Source organism: Pseudomonas sp. GD03944, from assembly GCF_029839275.1.
In the GTDB taxonomy this organism is placed as follows: Bacteria; Pseudomonadota; Gammaproteobacteria; order Pseudomonadales; family Pseudomonadaceae; genus Aquipseudomonas.
Genome location: NZ_JAOCAH010000001.1, coordinates 139,510 through 153,404 on the forward strand (window position 1 = coordinate 139,510; position 13,895 = coordinate 153,404).

Genomic DNA, 13,895 nt, shown 5'->3' on the forward strand with positions numbered 1-13,895 from the left:
TTGCACGAAAATAAGGCCCGCTGATAGCGGGCCTGTGCCTCGACGCTATGCCGTCACTCGGCGTCGCGCGGTATCAGTTTCAGTGACACCGAGTTGATGCAGTAACGCAGGCCGGTGGGCGCCGGACCATCCGGGAACACGTGCCCCAGGTGGGCATCGCACTTGGCGCATTTGACTTCGATGCGGTGCATGCCGTGGCTGAAATCGTCCAGGCTGGCGATGGCGTCGTCACTGACCGGCTGGAAGTAGCTCGGCCAGCCGCTGCCGGAGTCGTACTTGGCATCGGAATCGAACAGTGCCGTGCCGCAGCAGGCGCAGTGATAGAGGCCCGGGGTCTTGCTGTCATGGTATTCACCGGTAAAAGCACGTTCGGTGCCCCCCAGGCGACAGACATGGAACTGCGTGTCCGACAGTTCTTCGCGCCAGGCTTCCAGCGGTTTTTCGAGCTTGTCCACAGGCTGGTCTCCTCAACAGAAAAAAGCCCGACCTGTACCTTTGCCAAGGTCGGGCTGCCACGTATCATTCGCCCCCAGTCTGTCACTGGTATCACACCCTGCCAAGGCTTCGCGGATCGCAGGAAGGCCAGGGCACCCGGTTCGGCCGCTCCTGCGCAACGGACACACCGTTTCGCCACGCCACCGCCATGCCCTCGCCCCTTCGACGATTCGCCAGCCGCACCCCGGGTGTCGCGCGGTATTTCCTCATTTCGGGATCACTCACATGCAACTCAGCAAATCGAACAAGCTCGCCAATGTCTGCTACGACATTCGTGGGCCCGTGCTCAAGCACGCCAAGCGCCTGGAAGAGGAAGGCCACCGCATCCTCAAGCTGAACATCGGCAACCCGGCGCCGTTCGGTTTCGAAGCCCCGGAAGAAATTCTCCAGGACGTGATCCGCAACCTGCCCACCGCCCAGGGCTACAGCGACTCCAAGGGTCTGTTCAGCGCGCGCAAGGCGGTGATGCAGTACTACCAGCAGAAGCAGGTCGAAGGCGTCGGCATCGAGGACATCTACCTGGGTAACGGTGTGTCCGAGCTGATCGTCATGGCCATGCAGGCCCTGCTCAACAACGGCGACGAAGTGCTGATCCCCGCCCCGGACTACCCGCTGTGGACCGCCGCCGTGGCGCTGTCCGGCGGCAAGCCGGTGCATTACCTGTGCGACGAGCAGGCCGGCTGGTTCCCGGACGTCGCCGACATGCGCGCCAAGATCACCCCCAACACCAAGGCTCTGGTGCTGATCAACCCGAACAATCCCACGGGCGCGGTGTACTCGCGCGAAGTCCTGATGGACATCGTGGAGCTGGCGCGCCAGCACAACCTGGTGCTGTTCTCCGACGAGATCTACGACAAGATCCTCTACGACGAGGCCCAGCACATCTCCACCGCCTCCCTGGCGCCGGACGTGCTCTGCCTGACCTTCAACGGCCTGTCGAAGTCCTACCGTGTCGCCGGCTTCCGCTCCGGCTGGGTGGCGATCTCCGGTCCCAAGCACCGGGCCCAGAGCTACATCGAAGGCCTGGATATCCTGGCCAACATGCGCCTGTGCGCCAACGTGCCGAGCCAGCACGCGATCCAGACCGCCCTCGGCGGCTACCAGAGCATCAACGACCTGGTACTGCCCAACGGCCGTCTGCTGGAGCAGCGCAACCGCACCTGGGAACTGCTCAACGACATTCCCGGGGTCAGCTGCGTCAAGCCCATGGGCGCGCTGTACGCCTTTCCGAAGATCGACCCGAAGGTCTGTCCGATCCACAACGACGAGAAGTTCGTCCTCGACCTGCTGCTTTCCGAAAAGCTGCTGATCGTCCAGGGCACTGCCTTCAACTGGCCGTGGCCGGACCACTTCCGGGTGGTCACCCTGCCCCGGGTCGACGACCTGGAGCAGGCCATCGGCCGCATCGGCAACTTCCTCAAGTCCTACCGCCAGTAAGACGGCGCCGCCATGACCCAGGCCAGACGCTACCTGTTGACCGGCGCCAGCTCCGGCATCGGTGCGGCCCTGGCCCGTGAACTGGCGTCCCGCGGCTATGACCTGGCGCTGGCCGCCCGCCGCGAAGAGAGCCTGCAGCAGTTGGCTGCCCAGTTGACCGCGGACTTCGGCCACAAGGCTGTCGTGCTGCCGCTGGACGTGACCGATTACGCTGCCTGCCAGGACACCATCGGGCTGGCCCACAACGCCCTGGGCGGCCTGGACGGGATCGTCGCCAACGCTGGCATCGGCCTCTCCGGCAAGGCTGGCAGCGGGCGCTTCGAGCGCTACCGGCAGACCGTGGAAACCAACCTGCTGGGCGCGATCGCCTGCCTGGACGCCGCCACCGAGCTGTTCCGTGAGCAGGGTCATGGCCACCTCGTGGCCATCGCCTCGGTGGCCGGCAAGCGCGGCCTGCCGGGCACGGCAGGCTATTCGGCGAGCAAGGCCGGGCTGATCAGTTACATGGAAGCCCTGGCGCTGGAGCTGCACCGCAGCCCCCTCGACACCACCCTGCTCCTGCCGGGCTACATCGACACCCCGATCAACCAGAATGGCGGCCCCCGGCCGTTCCTCATCGGTGTCGAACGCGGCGCCCGGCTGATCGCCGACCACATCGACGCACGCACGCGCAGCGCCTACGTCCCGGGCTGGCCCTGGGCACTGATCGGCCGCCTGCTGCCGCTTCTCCCCACCTCACTGATGGCCAGGCTCTGATGGACCTCCAGATCGACGATTTCTACAAGGATGCGGCCAGCGGCCTGCTGATGCTGTACCAGGCCTTCCCGCGCAAGATGGCGCTGTACATCGAAGACCTGATCGGCCGGGAAGAGCCCGACGAGTTCGGCCTGCCGAGCAAACGCCACGAAAGTTGCCTGGGCGCCCTGCTGTGGCTGGCCGAGGAAGGCTACATCCGCTTCGATTCGACCATCGGTTACGACGCCCTCGACCAGGCTGTGCTTACCGAAAAGGGCTTCCTGCGCCTGAGCCGCGGGGTGCCTCACGCCCTGCGCGACGGCGAGCCGTTGCCCGCCAGCGTACGCCGCGTACAGGCCACGCTGGCCTTCCAGTTGCGCGAATCCCTGGCCCAGCAACATGGCGAACGAATTGCCCGGCTGACCCGCCTGCTTTTCGAAAGCACCCTCTCTGGCGCGGGCGACACAGTTTGAAATAGTCCCTGAGTTGAAGATGCCTGGGGCGCACCCTTATATAGCCCGCATTAGCCGTACGTCTTTTTTCCCGTGAGGAGTAGTTTCACACCATGATGCGCATTTTGCTGTTCCTGGCCACTAACGTGGCGGTGCTGATCATCGCCAGCATCACCCTCAAACTGCTGGGGGTCGATCGCTTCACCGGTCAGAACCATGGCAGCCTGCTGATCTTCTGCGCCGTGTTCGGCTTCGCCGGCTCGCTGGTCTCTCTGTTCATCTCCAAGTGGATGGCGAAGATGAGCACCGGCACCGAGATCATCACCCAACCGCGCACCCGCCACGAACAATGGCTGCTGCAGACCGTCGAAGAACTGTCCCGCGACGCCGGCATCAAGATGCCGGAAGTGGGTATCTTCCCGGCCTACGAGTCCAACGCCTTCGCCACCGGCTGGAACAAGAACGACGCCCTCGTCGCGGTCAGCCAGGGCCTGCTGGAGCGTTTCTCCCCCGATGAAGTGCGCGCCGTACTGGCCCACGAGATCGGCCACGTCGCCAACGGCGACATGGTCACCCTGGCGCTGATCCAGGGTGTGGTGAACACCTTCGTGATGTTCTTCGCCCGCATCTTCGGCAACTTCGTCGACAAGGCAATCCTGAAGAACGAAGACGGCCATGGCATCGGCTACTTCGTGGCGACCATCTTCGCCGAACTGGTCCTGGGCATCCTGGCCAGCATCATCGTCATGTGGTTCTCGCGCAAACGCGAGTTCAAGGCCGACGAAGCCGGCGCCCGACTGGCCGGTACCGGCGCCATGATCGCCGCCCTGCAGCGCCTGCGTGCCGAACAGGGCGTGCCGGTGCAGATGCCCAGCAGCCTGACGGCGTTCGGTATCAACGGTGGCCTGAAGAATGGCCTGGCTGGCCTGCTGATGACCCACCCGCCGCTGGAAGAGCGTATCGAAGCCCTGCGTCAGCGCGGCTAAGACCGGCAGCAACGAAAAAGGCGACCCTCGGGTCGCCTTTTTTCATGGTGCAGCAGTCACACCACGCCCAGGCGGTAGACCCGCTCCTCCAGCCGCGTGAGGCCACGTTGCAGGAATCGCCAGTTGTCCCCCAGCACATCCCCCTCTTCCAGTATCTCGACCCGCCAATGTCCGGCGAGCAGCGCCTGCACCTCTGCATCCGGCACCGAGAACGGTGGCCCGCTCATCTGCGCCTGGTCATAGTCCAGGCTCACCAGCAGGCCAGGCGTGCCGGGCTTCAGCAGGCGCTTCAGGTGCGCCGCGTAGGCGACCCGCATCTCGGGCGGCAGGGCGATCAACGCAGCGCGGTCGAACAGGGCGTCACACACACCCAGGTGCTCGGGCGTGAGGGCGAAGACGTCGCCGCAGAAAATCTCCAGGCCGGCGGCGCGATAGACTTGGAACCCATCCCGCTGCTCGACCTGCGGCTGCAGGTGCTGTTCCTGAAAGAAGTCCTCCACGGCCTTGGGCGACAGTTCCACTCCCACCACCCCGTGCCCCTGGGCGGCCAGCCAGCCCAGGTCGAGGCTTTTGCCGCACAGCGGCACCAGCACCCGCGCCTGCGGCGCAAGCCCGAGGGCCGGCCAATGACGCTGTAGATAGGGGTTGACCTCATCGAGGTGAAAACCGATTTCGTTGCGCGACCAGCGCGTCTGCCAGAACTCTGCGTGCATGCTGTCCTCCCTAGGTGACTTGCCAATCCTCGCCTAAACACCAGGGAAAGGCCAACGGCTCGACGCGCCCTGTTCAGGCGTAGATCAGCGCCAGCTGTACGACTGTGGTCACGGATTTCCGCGTCGATATCGAAGCGGCTTCGGCGCCAGCCTGCCCTGATCCATCGAGCCAGTCGATCAAACCGTCGCGCATTCCCGTTTGCTTCCGCTGAATCCCTGATCGAATATCGCTTCACGTCCTCAGGAGTTCACCATGCTACCCAGCCTGTTCATTTCCCACGGCTCCCCAATGCTGGCCCTGGAGCCCGGCGCCAGCGGGCCTGCCCTGGCGCGACTGGCAGCAGAACTGCCGCGCCCCAGGGCGATTCTGGTCGTATCTGCTCACTGGGAAAGCCAGGGACTGTTTCTCAGCAGCGCTGCTCAGCCGGAAACCTGGCACGACTTCGGTGGCTTCCCCCGGCCGCTCTACCAGGTGCAGTACCCGGCACCCGGTTCACCGGCACTCGCTGCCGAGATCGCCGAGCACCTGAGCCAGGCCGGCCTGCCCGCCCAACTGGACGCGCAGCGCCCGTTCGATCATGGCACCTGGGTGCCGCTGTCACTGATGTACCCCGAGGCGGATATCCCGGTGGTCCAGCTGTCGCTGCCCAGCCGCCAGGGCCCGGCCCTGCAGACCCGGATTGGCCGTGCGCTGGCCGGCCTGCGGGAACAGGGGGTGCTGGTGGTCGGCTCCGGCAGCATCACCCACAACCTCGGCGAACTCGACTGGCGCGCCGGTCCCGAGACCATCACACCCTGGGCGAAAGCGTTTCGCGACTGGATCGTGGACAAGCTCAGCGAAGATGACGAAGCTGCCCTGCACGACTACCGCCAGCAGGCGCCCCACGCGGCACGCAACCACCCGAGCGACGAGCACCTGTTGCCGTTGTTCTTCGCCCGCGGCGCCGGTGGATCATTCCAGGTCGAGCACAGCGGATTCACCTACGGCGCGCTGGGCATGGACATCTACCGCTTCGGCTAGCTCCGATTGGCGCGAGCCGCCAGCACCTGGGTCGCCCCCTGGGCTTTCTGGGTGTACCAGAACACTCGGCTGACGCCCCGGGTCACCGCCACATAGGCCAGGCGCAGCGCCTCGTCGCGCATCGCCTGGTCGTAGCTGTTCCTGAAGAAACCAGACCGGGCATACCAGGCATTGCGCAACGGGTGAGCGTCCGGCGGCTGGCAGTCATCGACGATGATCGCCACCTCTGCCTGCAACCCCTTGGCCCGGTGAATGGTGTACGCCTTGACCGGCAGGCGTTTGTCGAGCTGCGCCTGGATGCTCTGGAGCGCGTCATTGCGCCGGCTGAGCACCAGCACCGCGGTGCGTTCCGCCGACTGGCGCGTGGCGACATGGGCGCATTGCGCCTCGATGTCCTTGAGCAAGGTCGGCAGCTGGTGCTTCAGGGAAAACCGCTGGATGACTCGGACCCCATGATCGCCGGGCGCCGTGGCCTTGAAGGCCCGGCAGGTCTTGTCCTGCTTGAACGCCACCCCGTTCAGCACCGCCTCGGCATCACGGATCACCGGGTCGATGGAGCGGTAATTGGTTTCCAGCTTGAGCACCGCACTGCTGCCGGCCTTGCCCTTGCCGGGGAAGTGCCGGTCGAAGTCCATGAACAGCTCCGGCGAACTGCCGCGCCAGCCATAGATGGATTGCCAGTCGTCACCGATCGCCATCAGCGTCACCGCGTGCCCCTGGCGCGCCAGGCGGCGTTGCACCGCCTGCAGCCATTGGACGATCTGGGGCGAAATGTCCTGGAATTCGTCGATCAGCAGGTGCGTGCAGGCGTTGAGCGCTGCTTCGTCGCCCGCCCCCTCTTCCGCCGCCAGACGCTGGGTAAGCTGGTCGAACGCCTGGTTGAAGGTCATCACGCCCTGCTCCTGCAGGTGCTTGTGCAGCGCCCGGGAGAACAGCACCAGAGCCTCGGTGAAACAGCGCTCCCTGGCGGAACAGTTCAACGTGCTGGCGTCCAGGCGATCCGGGACCAGGCCGATACTCTCCATGAAGCCCGCCTGTTGGTGGAACGCCTCGAACAACGGCAGCGCGGCAAATTCGCCGGCAATGCGGTAGGTGTCGAGGGGCGCCCGGGCGCTCTTGCGCAGTTGACCGTTGGCCATCAGCGGCGGAGCAGGCAAATCGAGCAGCTCATGCACCCGCTGCCGGAACTCGGGCTCATCGCTGTAACACTGCTGATACACCTGCTTCAGCACACGCTGCTGCGCCGCCCCCAACCGTGAAGAGGCGAGCGGGTTGTCCAGCTCTGCCTTGGCGGCGCCCTTGTCGTCCAGCAGTTCGAACCAGGTCGGGTTGCCCAGCAGCGCCTTGGCCTGCAGGCCCATGGCCGAATGGAAGGTACGCACGCACTGCCGCGCCTGGGAGGCGTCGAAGGGGTAGGACCAGAACGCGAGGACCTTCATCAGGTGCTCACGCAACTGCGCGCAGGAGGCGTTGGTGAAGGAAATGACCGTCACCCGGGCCGGGTCGATGCCCAGGTGGCAGAGCATGAACACCACCCGCAACACCAGGGTGGTGGATTTGCCGGAACCGGCGCCGGCAAACACCCGGGTCAGGGGGTGGTCACCGAGAATCATGGCCCACTGCTCGTCCGAGGGCGCACTGATCACGCCGGCACTCACCGCCAATGCCACCCGCTCACGCATGGCACTGACCTGGCTGCTCTCGACCGGCAGCAGCGCCGGGCCATAGATCGCGCCGCCCTTGGCCTTGGCAGTTTTTCCGGTCTTGCCTGCGGCCGCCTTGCGAGGCGCTGCCGCACGTTTGCGCTGGCGCGGCGCCGGCTTCTTCTGCTGTTCGGCGGCTTCGCGCTCGGCACGCAGGTACGCCGCCGTCCTTGGGAAATAGCGGGCCAGGACCGTGGAAACGAACGACTTGTAACGTGCGACGGCAGAGCGCATTCGACGATTTTCATCCAGGGCGTGATGTATACCGTTGAATGATAAGTGGTTTTAGCCGCCGTCGGGATACTGGCAGAAGGCTTTGGTAGGGCGCCCCAAGCGCCCCCTCCCCTCACAGCCGTGCCGGTACTCGCTATGGCGCCATTGGCATGGCGCTACTCGCTGCCCGCCTCGAGGTCGCCGGTCTGCGCCAGGATTTCGAGGGTGTGCACCAGGGTCCGGATGGACTCGAGGGCCGGCAGACCGGCCAGGGTCACCACCATCGGCTCACCCTCGCCCCGGGGAATGTGGGTACCGGGCAGCCCGGTGCGGTTGTAGACCAGGAGGTGTTGCGCCAGGGCGCTGCCCTTCAGGAAACGGGTCACGTCCACACCGGCACTGCGGGCCAGGCCATCATTGATGATCAACAGGTCGAATGGCTCGTCGGTGTACTGGGCTCGCAGGCGCACCTCATCGAAGTGGCTCACCAGCACGATCCGGTACTGGCCGATACGGTTGAGCATGGCTTCGATGCTCAAGCGGTTACTGGGAAGGGCGTCGGCGACAAGCATGCGCATCGATGTATTCACCTTGAGCTCCCTGCGTGTCCAGTGAATGGACGGTCAGGCTAAGGCTCGAAAACCGCGCATCCATAGAGTCCGATTCTCGCTCCGGCGTAGGAAATATCCGCCATTCCGGCGGCTGCCAGCCTGGGAAAAAGCTGAAACTTTTGCCAGGCGCCGCGGGTCACCAGAAAACCCATCCCCTGGAGGAAACACGGCAATGGCACGGGCAATCTGGAAAGGCGCGATCAGTTTCGGCTTGGTGCACATCCCGGTGGCCCTGGTGTCGGCCACTTCCTCCCAGGGCGTCGATTTCGACTGGCTGGACAAGCGCAGCATGGACCCGGTCGGCTACAAGCGCATCAATAAGGTCACCGGCAAGGAAGTCACCAAGGAGCACATCGTCAAAGGAGTGGAGTACGAAAAGGGTCGCTATGTGGTGCTGAGCGAGGACGAAATCCGTTCCGCCCACCCCGTTTCCACCCAGACCATCGATATCTTCGCCTTCGTCGACAGCCCACAGATTCCCCTGCAACACATCGACACCCCCTACTTCCTGGCCCCGGACAAGCGCGGCGGCAAGGTGTATGCCCTGCTGCGCGAAACCCTGCGCAAGACCGACAAGGTGGCCCTGGCCCATGTGGTGCTGCACACCCGCCAGCACCTGGCCGCCCTGATGCCGCTGGAGTCGGCGCTGGTCCTGGTGATGCTGCGCTGGCCCGCCGAGGTGCGCGGCCTGGACGAACTGGGCCTGGGGGCCGACGTGATCAAGCCGCAACTGGCCAAGAGCGAGCTGGACATGGCCAAGCGCCTGGTCGAGGACATGAGCACCGACTGGCAACCGGATGATTACCGCGACAGCTTCGAAGACAAGATCATGGCCCTGGTGGAGAAGAAAGCCCGGGCCGGCAAGCTCGAAGACGTGGAGCGCGCCCCGGGCGAGCAGGAACGCAAGTCCGCGGATGTCATCGACCTGACCGAAATGCTCAAGCGCAGCCTGGGTGGACGCCCCTCCGGCAAGGCCCCGCGCAAGACCGCGAGCAAGACCGGCAAGAGCAGCGATGGCTCCGCTCCCACCAGGAAAACCGCCAAGAAATCCCAAGCCTGATACAGGCCGGTCAACAGGTCGCCCTCCATGGCCAAGTCAGTGAGCGAGTACACCCGCAAGCGCAACTTCGACATCACCTCCGAACCGCCAGAGGTCGCGCCGCCGCGCCGAGGCAAGAAGGCCGCCTCTTCCCTGCGCTTCGTGATCCAGAAGCACGACGCCCGCAACCTGCACTATGACTTTCGCCTGGAGCTCGGCGGCACCCTGAAAAGCTGGGCCGTCCCCAAGGGGCCCAGCCTGGACCCGACGCAGAAACGCCTGGCGGTGCATGTCGAGGACCATCCGCTGGGGTATGGCACCTTCGAGGGCACCATTCCGGAAGGCCAGTACGGCGCTGGCGACGTAATCGTCTGGGACCACGGCGTCTGGCAGCCCCAGGGCGATCCGCAGGCGGCGTACGAGGCCGGCAAACTGAAATTCACCCTGATCGGCGAAAAGCTCTCCGGCGACTGGACCCTGGTACGCACCCGCCTGCGCGGCAGCAGTGACAAGCAGCAGTGGCTGCTGATCAAGGAACAGGATTCGCAGGCTCGCCCCGTCGCGGACTACGACGTGCTGCAGGCGCTGCCCAAAAGCGTGCTGAGCGACGCCGCCGTCGGCGAAAAAAGGGCGAAGCCCAAGGCCAGGAGCAAAGCCGCACCGCGCCGCACCCGGCAGACGGCACCTGCCCTGCCCGAACAGCTTTCGCCCCAACTGGCGACCCTGGTGGATCGCCCGCCCAGCGGTGACTGGCATTACGAGGTCAAGCTCGACGGTTACCGGATCATGGCGCGTATCCAGGATGGCAACGTCCAGCTCCTGACGCGCAACGGCCACGACTGGACTGAGCGCCTGCCCCGGCAGGTCAAGGCCCTTGCCGCACTCAAGCTGCGCGACAGCTGGCTGGATGGCGAGGTGGTGGTGCTCAACGAAAACGACCTTCCGGACTTCCAAGCCCTGCAGAATGCCTTCGACACGGGGCGCAGCCTGGACGTCATCTACTACCTGTTCGATGCGCCGTTCCTGAATGGCGAGGACCTGCGCGAACGACCGCTGGAGGAGCGCCGCGCCGCCCTGAAAGCAGCGCTTGGCAGCAAACGCAGCAAGCTGCTGCGCTACTCCGAGGCCTTCGCCGCGCACCACCGGGACATTTTCGAAAGCGCTTGCGCCCTGTCGCTGGAGGGCGTGATCGGCAAGCGGGCCGGCAGCCCGTATGTGTCACGGCGCAGCCCGGACTGGATCAAGCTCAAATGCCGCCTGCGCCAGGAGTTCGTGATCCTGGGCTACACCCGCCCCCAGGGATCGCGCAGCGGCTTCGGTGCGTTGCTGCTGGGCGTCAACGGGGCGGATGGCCTGACCTACGCCGGCCGCGTGGGCACGGGCTTCGACCAGGCCATGCTGAAGCACCTGCATGAGCAGATGCGCGAGCGCGAGCGCCGTACCTCCCCCCTTGACAAACCGCTGACGGCTGCCCAGGCACGCGGGGTGCAGTGGATAGAGCCAGACCTGGTGGGTGAAGTCGAGTTCGCCGAATGGACCCGTGAGGGCGTGGTACGCCAGGCGGCATTCATCGCCTTGCGCACGGACAAGCCAGCCAGCGAAATCGTCCGCGAGCAGGCGCAATCGCCGAAACAGCTGGCGTCCAAAAAAAACGCGACCTCAAGCTCACGCGCCAGCAAAAACGCCACCGTGGCTGGTGTGCGGATCACCCACCCCGAGCGGGTGATCGACCCGCAAAGCGGCACCACCAAGCTGAAACTGGCCGAGTTCTACGCCGCCATCAGCCCCTGGCTGCTGCCCCAGTTGAGCGAACGCCCGGTGTCCCTGCTGCGGGCGCCAGAAGGGGCCGAGGGCGAGCAGTTCTTCCAGAAACACGCCGAGCGCCTGGCCATCCCCCATATCAAGCACCTGGACCCGGCGCTGGACCCCGGCCATGCCCGGCTGATGGAGATCGACAGCGTCGAGGCACTGGTGGGCGCGGTGCAGATGGGCACCATCGAGCTGCACACCTGGGGCGCTACCACCGACCGGATCGAAACCCCTGACCTGTTCGTTCTCGACCTCGACCCGGACCCGGCCCTGCCCTGGAAAAGCATGCTGGAAGCGACCCAGCTGACCCTCACCGTGCTGGATGAGCTCAAGCTGCAGGCGTTTCTGAAGACCAGTGGTGGCAAGGGTATGCACATCATCGTACCGCTGGCCCGCAAGGACGACTGGGACAGCGTCAAGGCTTTCGCCAAGGCCATCTCCCAGTTCCTTGCCCGGCAGTTGCCGGAACGCTTCACCGCCACCATGGGACCGAAGAACCGGGTGGGCAAGATTTTCGTCGATTACCTGCGCAACGCCCGGGGTGCCAGCACCGTGGCCGCCTATTCGGTACGTGCCAGACCGGGCTTCGCCGTGTCGGTGCCAATCAGTCGGGAAGAACTGCCGACGCTGCAGAGCGCCCAGCAATGGAACATCGACAGCCTGCCAGGACGCCTGGAGGGGCTGAAAGCCGACCCCTGGAAGGGCTACGCCCACCGGCAACGGCTGACGGCGGGCATGTGGGATCGGCTGGAAGCCGAGAAGCCTTGAAACGCAGCCGCTTGAGGTACGCACTCAGGCCAGGTCATTGCGCTTGGCGAATTCGGCAAGCGTGATCAGCGACTTCATGTGCAACTTGTCGATCAGCCGCATCTTGTAGGTGCTGACCGTCTTGTTGCTCAGCAGCAGGCGCTCGCCGATCTCCTTGTTGCTGTAACCCCGGGCAAGATGCTGGAGAATCGACAGCTCGCGATTGGACAACTTCTCGATCAGCGCCCGCTCGCTGTTGCTCGCCTCTCCCTGGGCCGGCCGTGCCGCCAGTACGGGGAAGTGAATGAACCCGGACGTGACCGCACGCAATGCCCGCTGCAGCTCTACCAGGCTATCGGTCTTCGAGAAGAAGCCGTTGGCACCAGCGGTCATGCAGCGCACCGAATAGCTTTCGGCCGTTTGGGCGGTCAGCACCAGGATCTTGCAGGGCAGCCCCAGTTGCCGAACGCGGCTGATCACCCCCAGCCCGTCCAACCGAGGCATGCCGATATCCAGCAGGATCAGGTTCGGCCTGTGCTGACGCGCCAGCTGAACAGCCTCGACGCCATCACCACACTCGGCCACCACCTCGTAACGCTCTCGCTGGAGCAGCAACCGCAGGGACAGACGGATAAGTGGATGGTCATCCACGATCATCGCCGTGCTCATCATTGTCCCTGCCTGTCGTTGCACACCAATGCCACAAGGTCAGCACCTTCCGTGTACAGGGCACGACTCATTGCACGTTCTCCTTCTCACATTCACGCCGCTCCAACCACTCGAGCAGGCTCGGAGTGGTCATCGGCTGGGCAAAGTAAAAGCCCTGGCCCAGGCTGCAGCCCATGGCCAGCAGGTTGTCGCAGGCCATTGCACTGCTGACGCCCTTGGCGACCATCTGAATATCCAGCGCCTCGGCGAGCGACAGCGCACCGAGCACCACCGCCCTGTTGCGCGGGTCGGACAGATCCTCCGTGAACTCCGGGCCCAACAGAATCCGGGCAATGGGAAACTGGCAAAGTTGCTTGAGGGACAAGGCCCCCGTGCCGAAGTCGTCGATGCCGATCTTGCACCCCAGCCGGTGCAGCCGCAGGAGTTGCAGGCGCATGGCCCGGGAGGTGTTCAACAGATCGTATTCCCCGATTTCGAACACCAGGGCAGAGGCCGGCACCTGGTACTGCTCGAGCACCCGTTCGACCAGGCTGATCGTTTCGGGGCCTTGCAGTTGCGACCCATGCAGATTGAACGCCAGTTCAAGCGTGCGACCCTCGCGCAACAAGCGCTGGGCCAGTGCCACCCCGGGTTCGAACAGGTGCTCGAACAACTCACCGAGCAGGTTGCAGGCGAGCATCGCGGGCAGAAAATCCTGGGGCAACAACAGGCCGCTGCGCGGATGATTCCAGCGAGCCAGGGCCTCCAGTCCCACCAGGGACTGGCTGTTGATGTTCACCCTGGGCTGCAACCAGAGACTGAACTCCCCCAGGTCCAGCGCCCGGCGCAGCTCGGGCTCCGCGATGCGTGAGACAGGCAGGGAACGCTGGCGGGTCTCAGGGTACTTGAAGCGTTGCAGGGCCTTTTTCAGCGTAACGGCCTGCAGCGGCGAGGCCAGCGCCCCCAGAAACTGCAGGCCGCTCAGGGACACGATCTGCAGCACCCGTCGGCATTCCTCGCCGTCGATATCTCCGCAGATGATCAGCGCACTTGCCTGCTGCAACTGGTGCTCGCCCTGCAGGTACTCCAAGGCGGCCATGCCGCCGAAATCCAGGTCGCACACGATGACGTCCGTTCCGCCCTGCTCGTGCAGAATGGCCATTGCCTGCTTGCCGTTACACGCTTCGAGAAGGCCCTCGGCACCCGCTTGCAGCAGCAATTCGGCGGCGTGGCCTGCCCGATGTATATCCGCACTTAGTACCAAAACCCGTGGATACATGAACGTC

The 13,895-nt window shown here is 64.8% G+C and carries 13 protein-coding genes; 7 read left to right on the top strand and 6 right to left on the bottom strand.

Features of this window, described 5'->3' with window-relative positions:
- Nucleotides 1–53: 53 nt before the first annotated feature.
- The gene (gene msrB, locus N5C28_RS00675) at nt 54–455 is read right to left on the bottom strand and encodes a peptide-methionine (R)-S-oxide reductase MsrB (protein WP_279818922.1); all 402 of its coding nucleotides are present in this window, start codon (nt 453–455) and stop codon (nt 54–56) included.
- A gap of 265 nt (nt 456–720) precedes the next feature.
- Here msrB and N5C28_RS00680 point away from each other — a divergent pair, with 265 nt between their 5' ends.
- The 4 genes from N5C28_RS00680 (at nt 721) to htpX (ending at nt 4,105) form a co-directional block, all read left to right on the top strand.
- Nucleotides 721–1,932, top strand: coding sequence for a pyridoxal phosphate-dependent aminotransferase (locus N5C28_RS00680; protein WP_279818925.1), 1,212 nt, complete (start codon nt 721–723; stop codon nt 1,930–1,932).
- Nucleotides 1,933–1,944: 12 nt separating this feature from the next.
- Nucleotides 1,945–2,688, top strand: coding sequence for an SDR family NAD(P)-dependent oxidoreductase (locus N5C28_RS00685; protein WP_279818927.1), 744 nt, complete (start codon nt 1,945–1,947; stop codon nt 2,686–2,688).
- The gene (locus N5C28_RS00690) at nt 2,688–3,140 is read left to right on the top strand and encodes a hypothetical protein (protein ID WP_279818929.1); all 453 of its coding nucleotides are present in this window, start codon (nt 2,688–2,690) and stop codon (nt 3,138–3,140) included. Before N5C28_RS00685 ends, N5C28_RS00690 begins: the two co-directional genes overlap by 1 nt.
- Before the next feature lie 92 nt (nt 3,141–3,232).
- Complete coding sequence (gene htpX, locus N5C28_RS00695) at nt 3,233–4,105, top strand: protease HtpX (RefSeq protein ID WP_279818930.1); 873 nt, start codon at nt 3,233–3,235, stop codon at nt 4,103–4,105.
- Nucleotides 4,106–4,161: 56 nt separating this feature from the next.
- On the opposite strand, the gene N5C28_RS00700 is transcribed toward htpX, so the two are convergent.
- Nucleotides 4,162–4,818, bottom strand: coding sequence for a thiopurine S-methyltransferase (locus tag N5C28_RS00700; protein WP_279818935.1), 657 nt, complete (start codon nt 4,816–4,818; stop codon nt 4,162–4,164).
- 253 nt (nt 4,819–5,071) lie between these two features.
- Here N5C28_RS00700 and N5C28_RS00705 point away from each other — a divergent pair, with 253 nt between their 5' ends.
- Nucleotides 5,072–5,839 (top strand): class III extradiol ring-cleavage dioxygenase, encoded by a 768-nt coding sequence (locus N5C28_RS00705; protein ID WP_279818937.1) that lies wholly within the window; start codon nt 5,072–5,074, stop codon nt 5,837–5,839.
- Here N5C28_RS00705 and N5C28_RS00710 read toward each other — a convergent pair.
- Complete coding sequence (locus N5C28_RS00710; protein WP_279818939.1) at nt 5,836–7,776, bottom strand: DEAD/DEAH box helicase; 1,941 nt, start codon at nt 7,774–7,776, stop codon at nt 5,836–5,838. The two genes, N5C28_RS00705 and N5C28_RS00710, sit on opposite strands and share 4 nt — an antisense overlap.
- A 155-nt stretch (nt 7,777–7,931) precedes the next feature.
- Nucleotides 7,932–8,333 carry a hypothetical protein gene (locus N5C28_RS00715; RefSeq protein ID WP_279818942.1) on the bottom strand — a complete coding sequence of 134 codons (402 nt, stop codon included), beginning with the start codon at nt 8,331–8,333 and terminating at the stop codon, nt 7,932–7,934.
- Nucleotides 8,334–8,538: 205 nt separating this feature from the next.
- Between N5C28_RS00715 and N5C28_RS00720 the strand changes: the two genes are divergently transcribed.
- Both N5C28_RS00720 and ligD read left to right on the top strand, forming a co-directional pair.
- Nucleotides 8,539–9,426: a Ku protein gene (locus tag N5C28_RS00720; protein WP_279818944.1), complete on the top strand. Its 888-nt coding sequence runs from the start codon at nt 8,539–8,541 to the stop codon at nt 9,424–9,426.
- A gap of 27 nt (nt 9,427–9,453) precedes the next feature.
- Entirely contained in the window at nt 9,454–11,982 is a 2,529-nt protein-coding gene (ligD, locus tag N5C28_RS00725) for a DNA ligase D (protein WP_279818947.1), read from the top strand.
- A 24-nt stretch (nt 11,983–12,006) separates the two neighbouring features.
- Here ligD and N5C28_RS00730 read toward each other — a convergent pair whose 3' ends face one another.
- Together N5C28_RS00730 and N5C28_RS00735 are read right to left on the bottom strand one after the other, a co-directional pair.
- On the bottom strand, nt 12,007–12,618 hold the full coding sequence (locus tag N5C28_RS00730; protein WP_347881246.1) for a response regulator transcription factor: 612 nt from the start codon (nt 12,616–12,618) through the stop codon (nt 12,007–12,009).
- Between the two features lie 79 nt (nt 12,619–12,697).
- On the bottom strand, nt 12,698–13,771 hold the full coding sequence (locus N5C28_RS00735; RefSeq protein WP_279818950.1) for an EAL domain-containing response regulator: 1,074 nt from the start codon (nt 13,769–13,771) through the stop codon (nt 12,698–12,700).
- Nucleotides 13,772–13,895 lie beyond the last annotated feature (124 nt).

Coding starts and splice junctions, on each gene's coding strand:
- N5C28_RS00680 (WP_279818925.1), top strand. CDS start 721: ATGCAACTCAGCAAATCGAACAAGCTCGCCAATGTCTGCTACGACATT.
- N5C28_RS00685 (WP_279818927.1), top strand. CDS start 1,945: ATGACCCAGGCCAGACGCTACCTGTTGACCGGCGCCAGCTCCGGCATC.
- N5C28_RS00690 (WP_279818929.1), top strand. CDS start 2,688: ATGGACCTCCAGATCGACGATTTCTACAAGGATGCGGCCAGCGGCCTG.
- htpX (WP_279818930.1), top strand. CDS start 3,233: ATGATGCGCATTTTGCTGTTCCTGGCCACTAACGTGGCGGTGCTGATC.
- N5C28_RS00700 (WP_279818935.1), bottom strand. CDS start 4,818: ATGCACGCAGAGTTCTGGCAGACGCGCTGGTCGCGCAACGAAATCGGT.
- N5C28_RS00705 (WP_279818937.1), top strand. CDS start 5,072: ATGCTACCCAGCCTGTTCATTTCCCACGGCTCCCCAATGCTGGCCCTG.
- N5C28_RS00710 (WP_279818939.1), bottom strand. CDS start 7,776: ATGCGCTCTGCCGTCGCACGTTACAAGTCGTTCGTTTCCACGGTCCTG.
- N5C28_RS00715 (WP_279818942.1), bottom strand. CDS start 8,333: ATGCGCATGCTTGTCGCCGACGCCCTTCCCAGTAACCGCTTGAGCATC.
- N5C28_RS00720 (WP_279818944.1), top strand. CDS start 8,539: ATGGCACGGGCAATCTGGAAAGGCGCGATCAGTTTCGGCTTGGTGCAC.
- ligD (WP_279818947.1), top strand. CDS start 9,454: ATGGCCAAGTCAGTGAGCGAGTACACCCGCAAGCGCAACTTCGACATC.
- N5C28_RS00730 (WP_347881246.1), bottom strand. CDS start 12,618: ATGATCGTGGATGACCATCCACTTATCCGTCTGTCCCTGCGGTTGCTG.
- N5C28_RS00735 (WP_279818950.1), bottom strand. CDS start 13,771: ATGGCCATTCTGCACGAGCAGGGCGGAACGGACGTCATCGTGTGCGAC.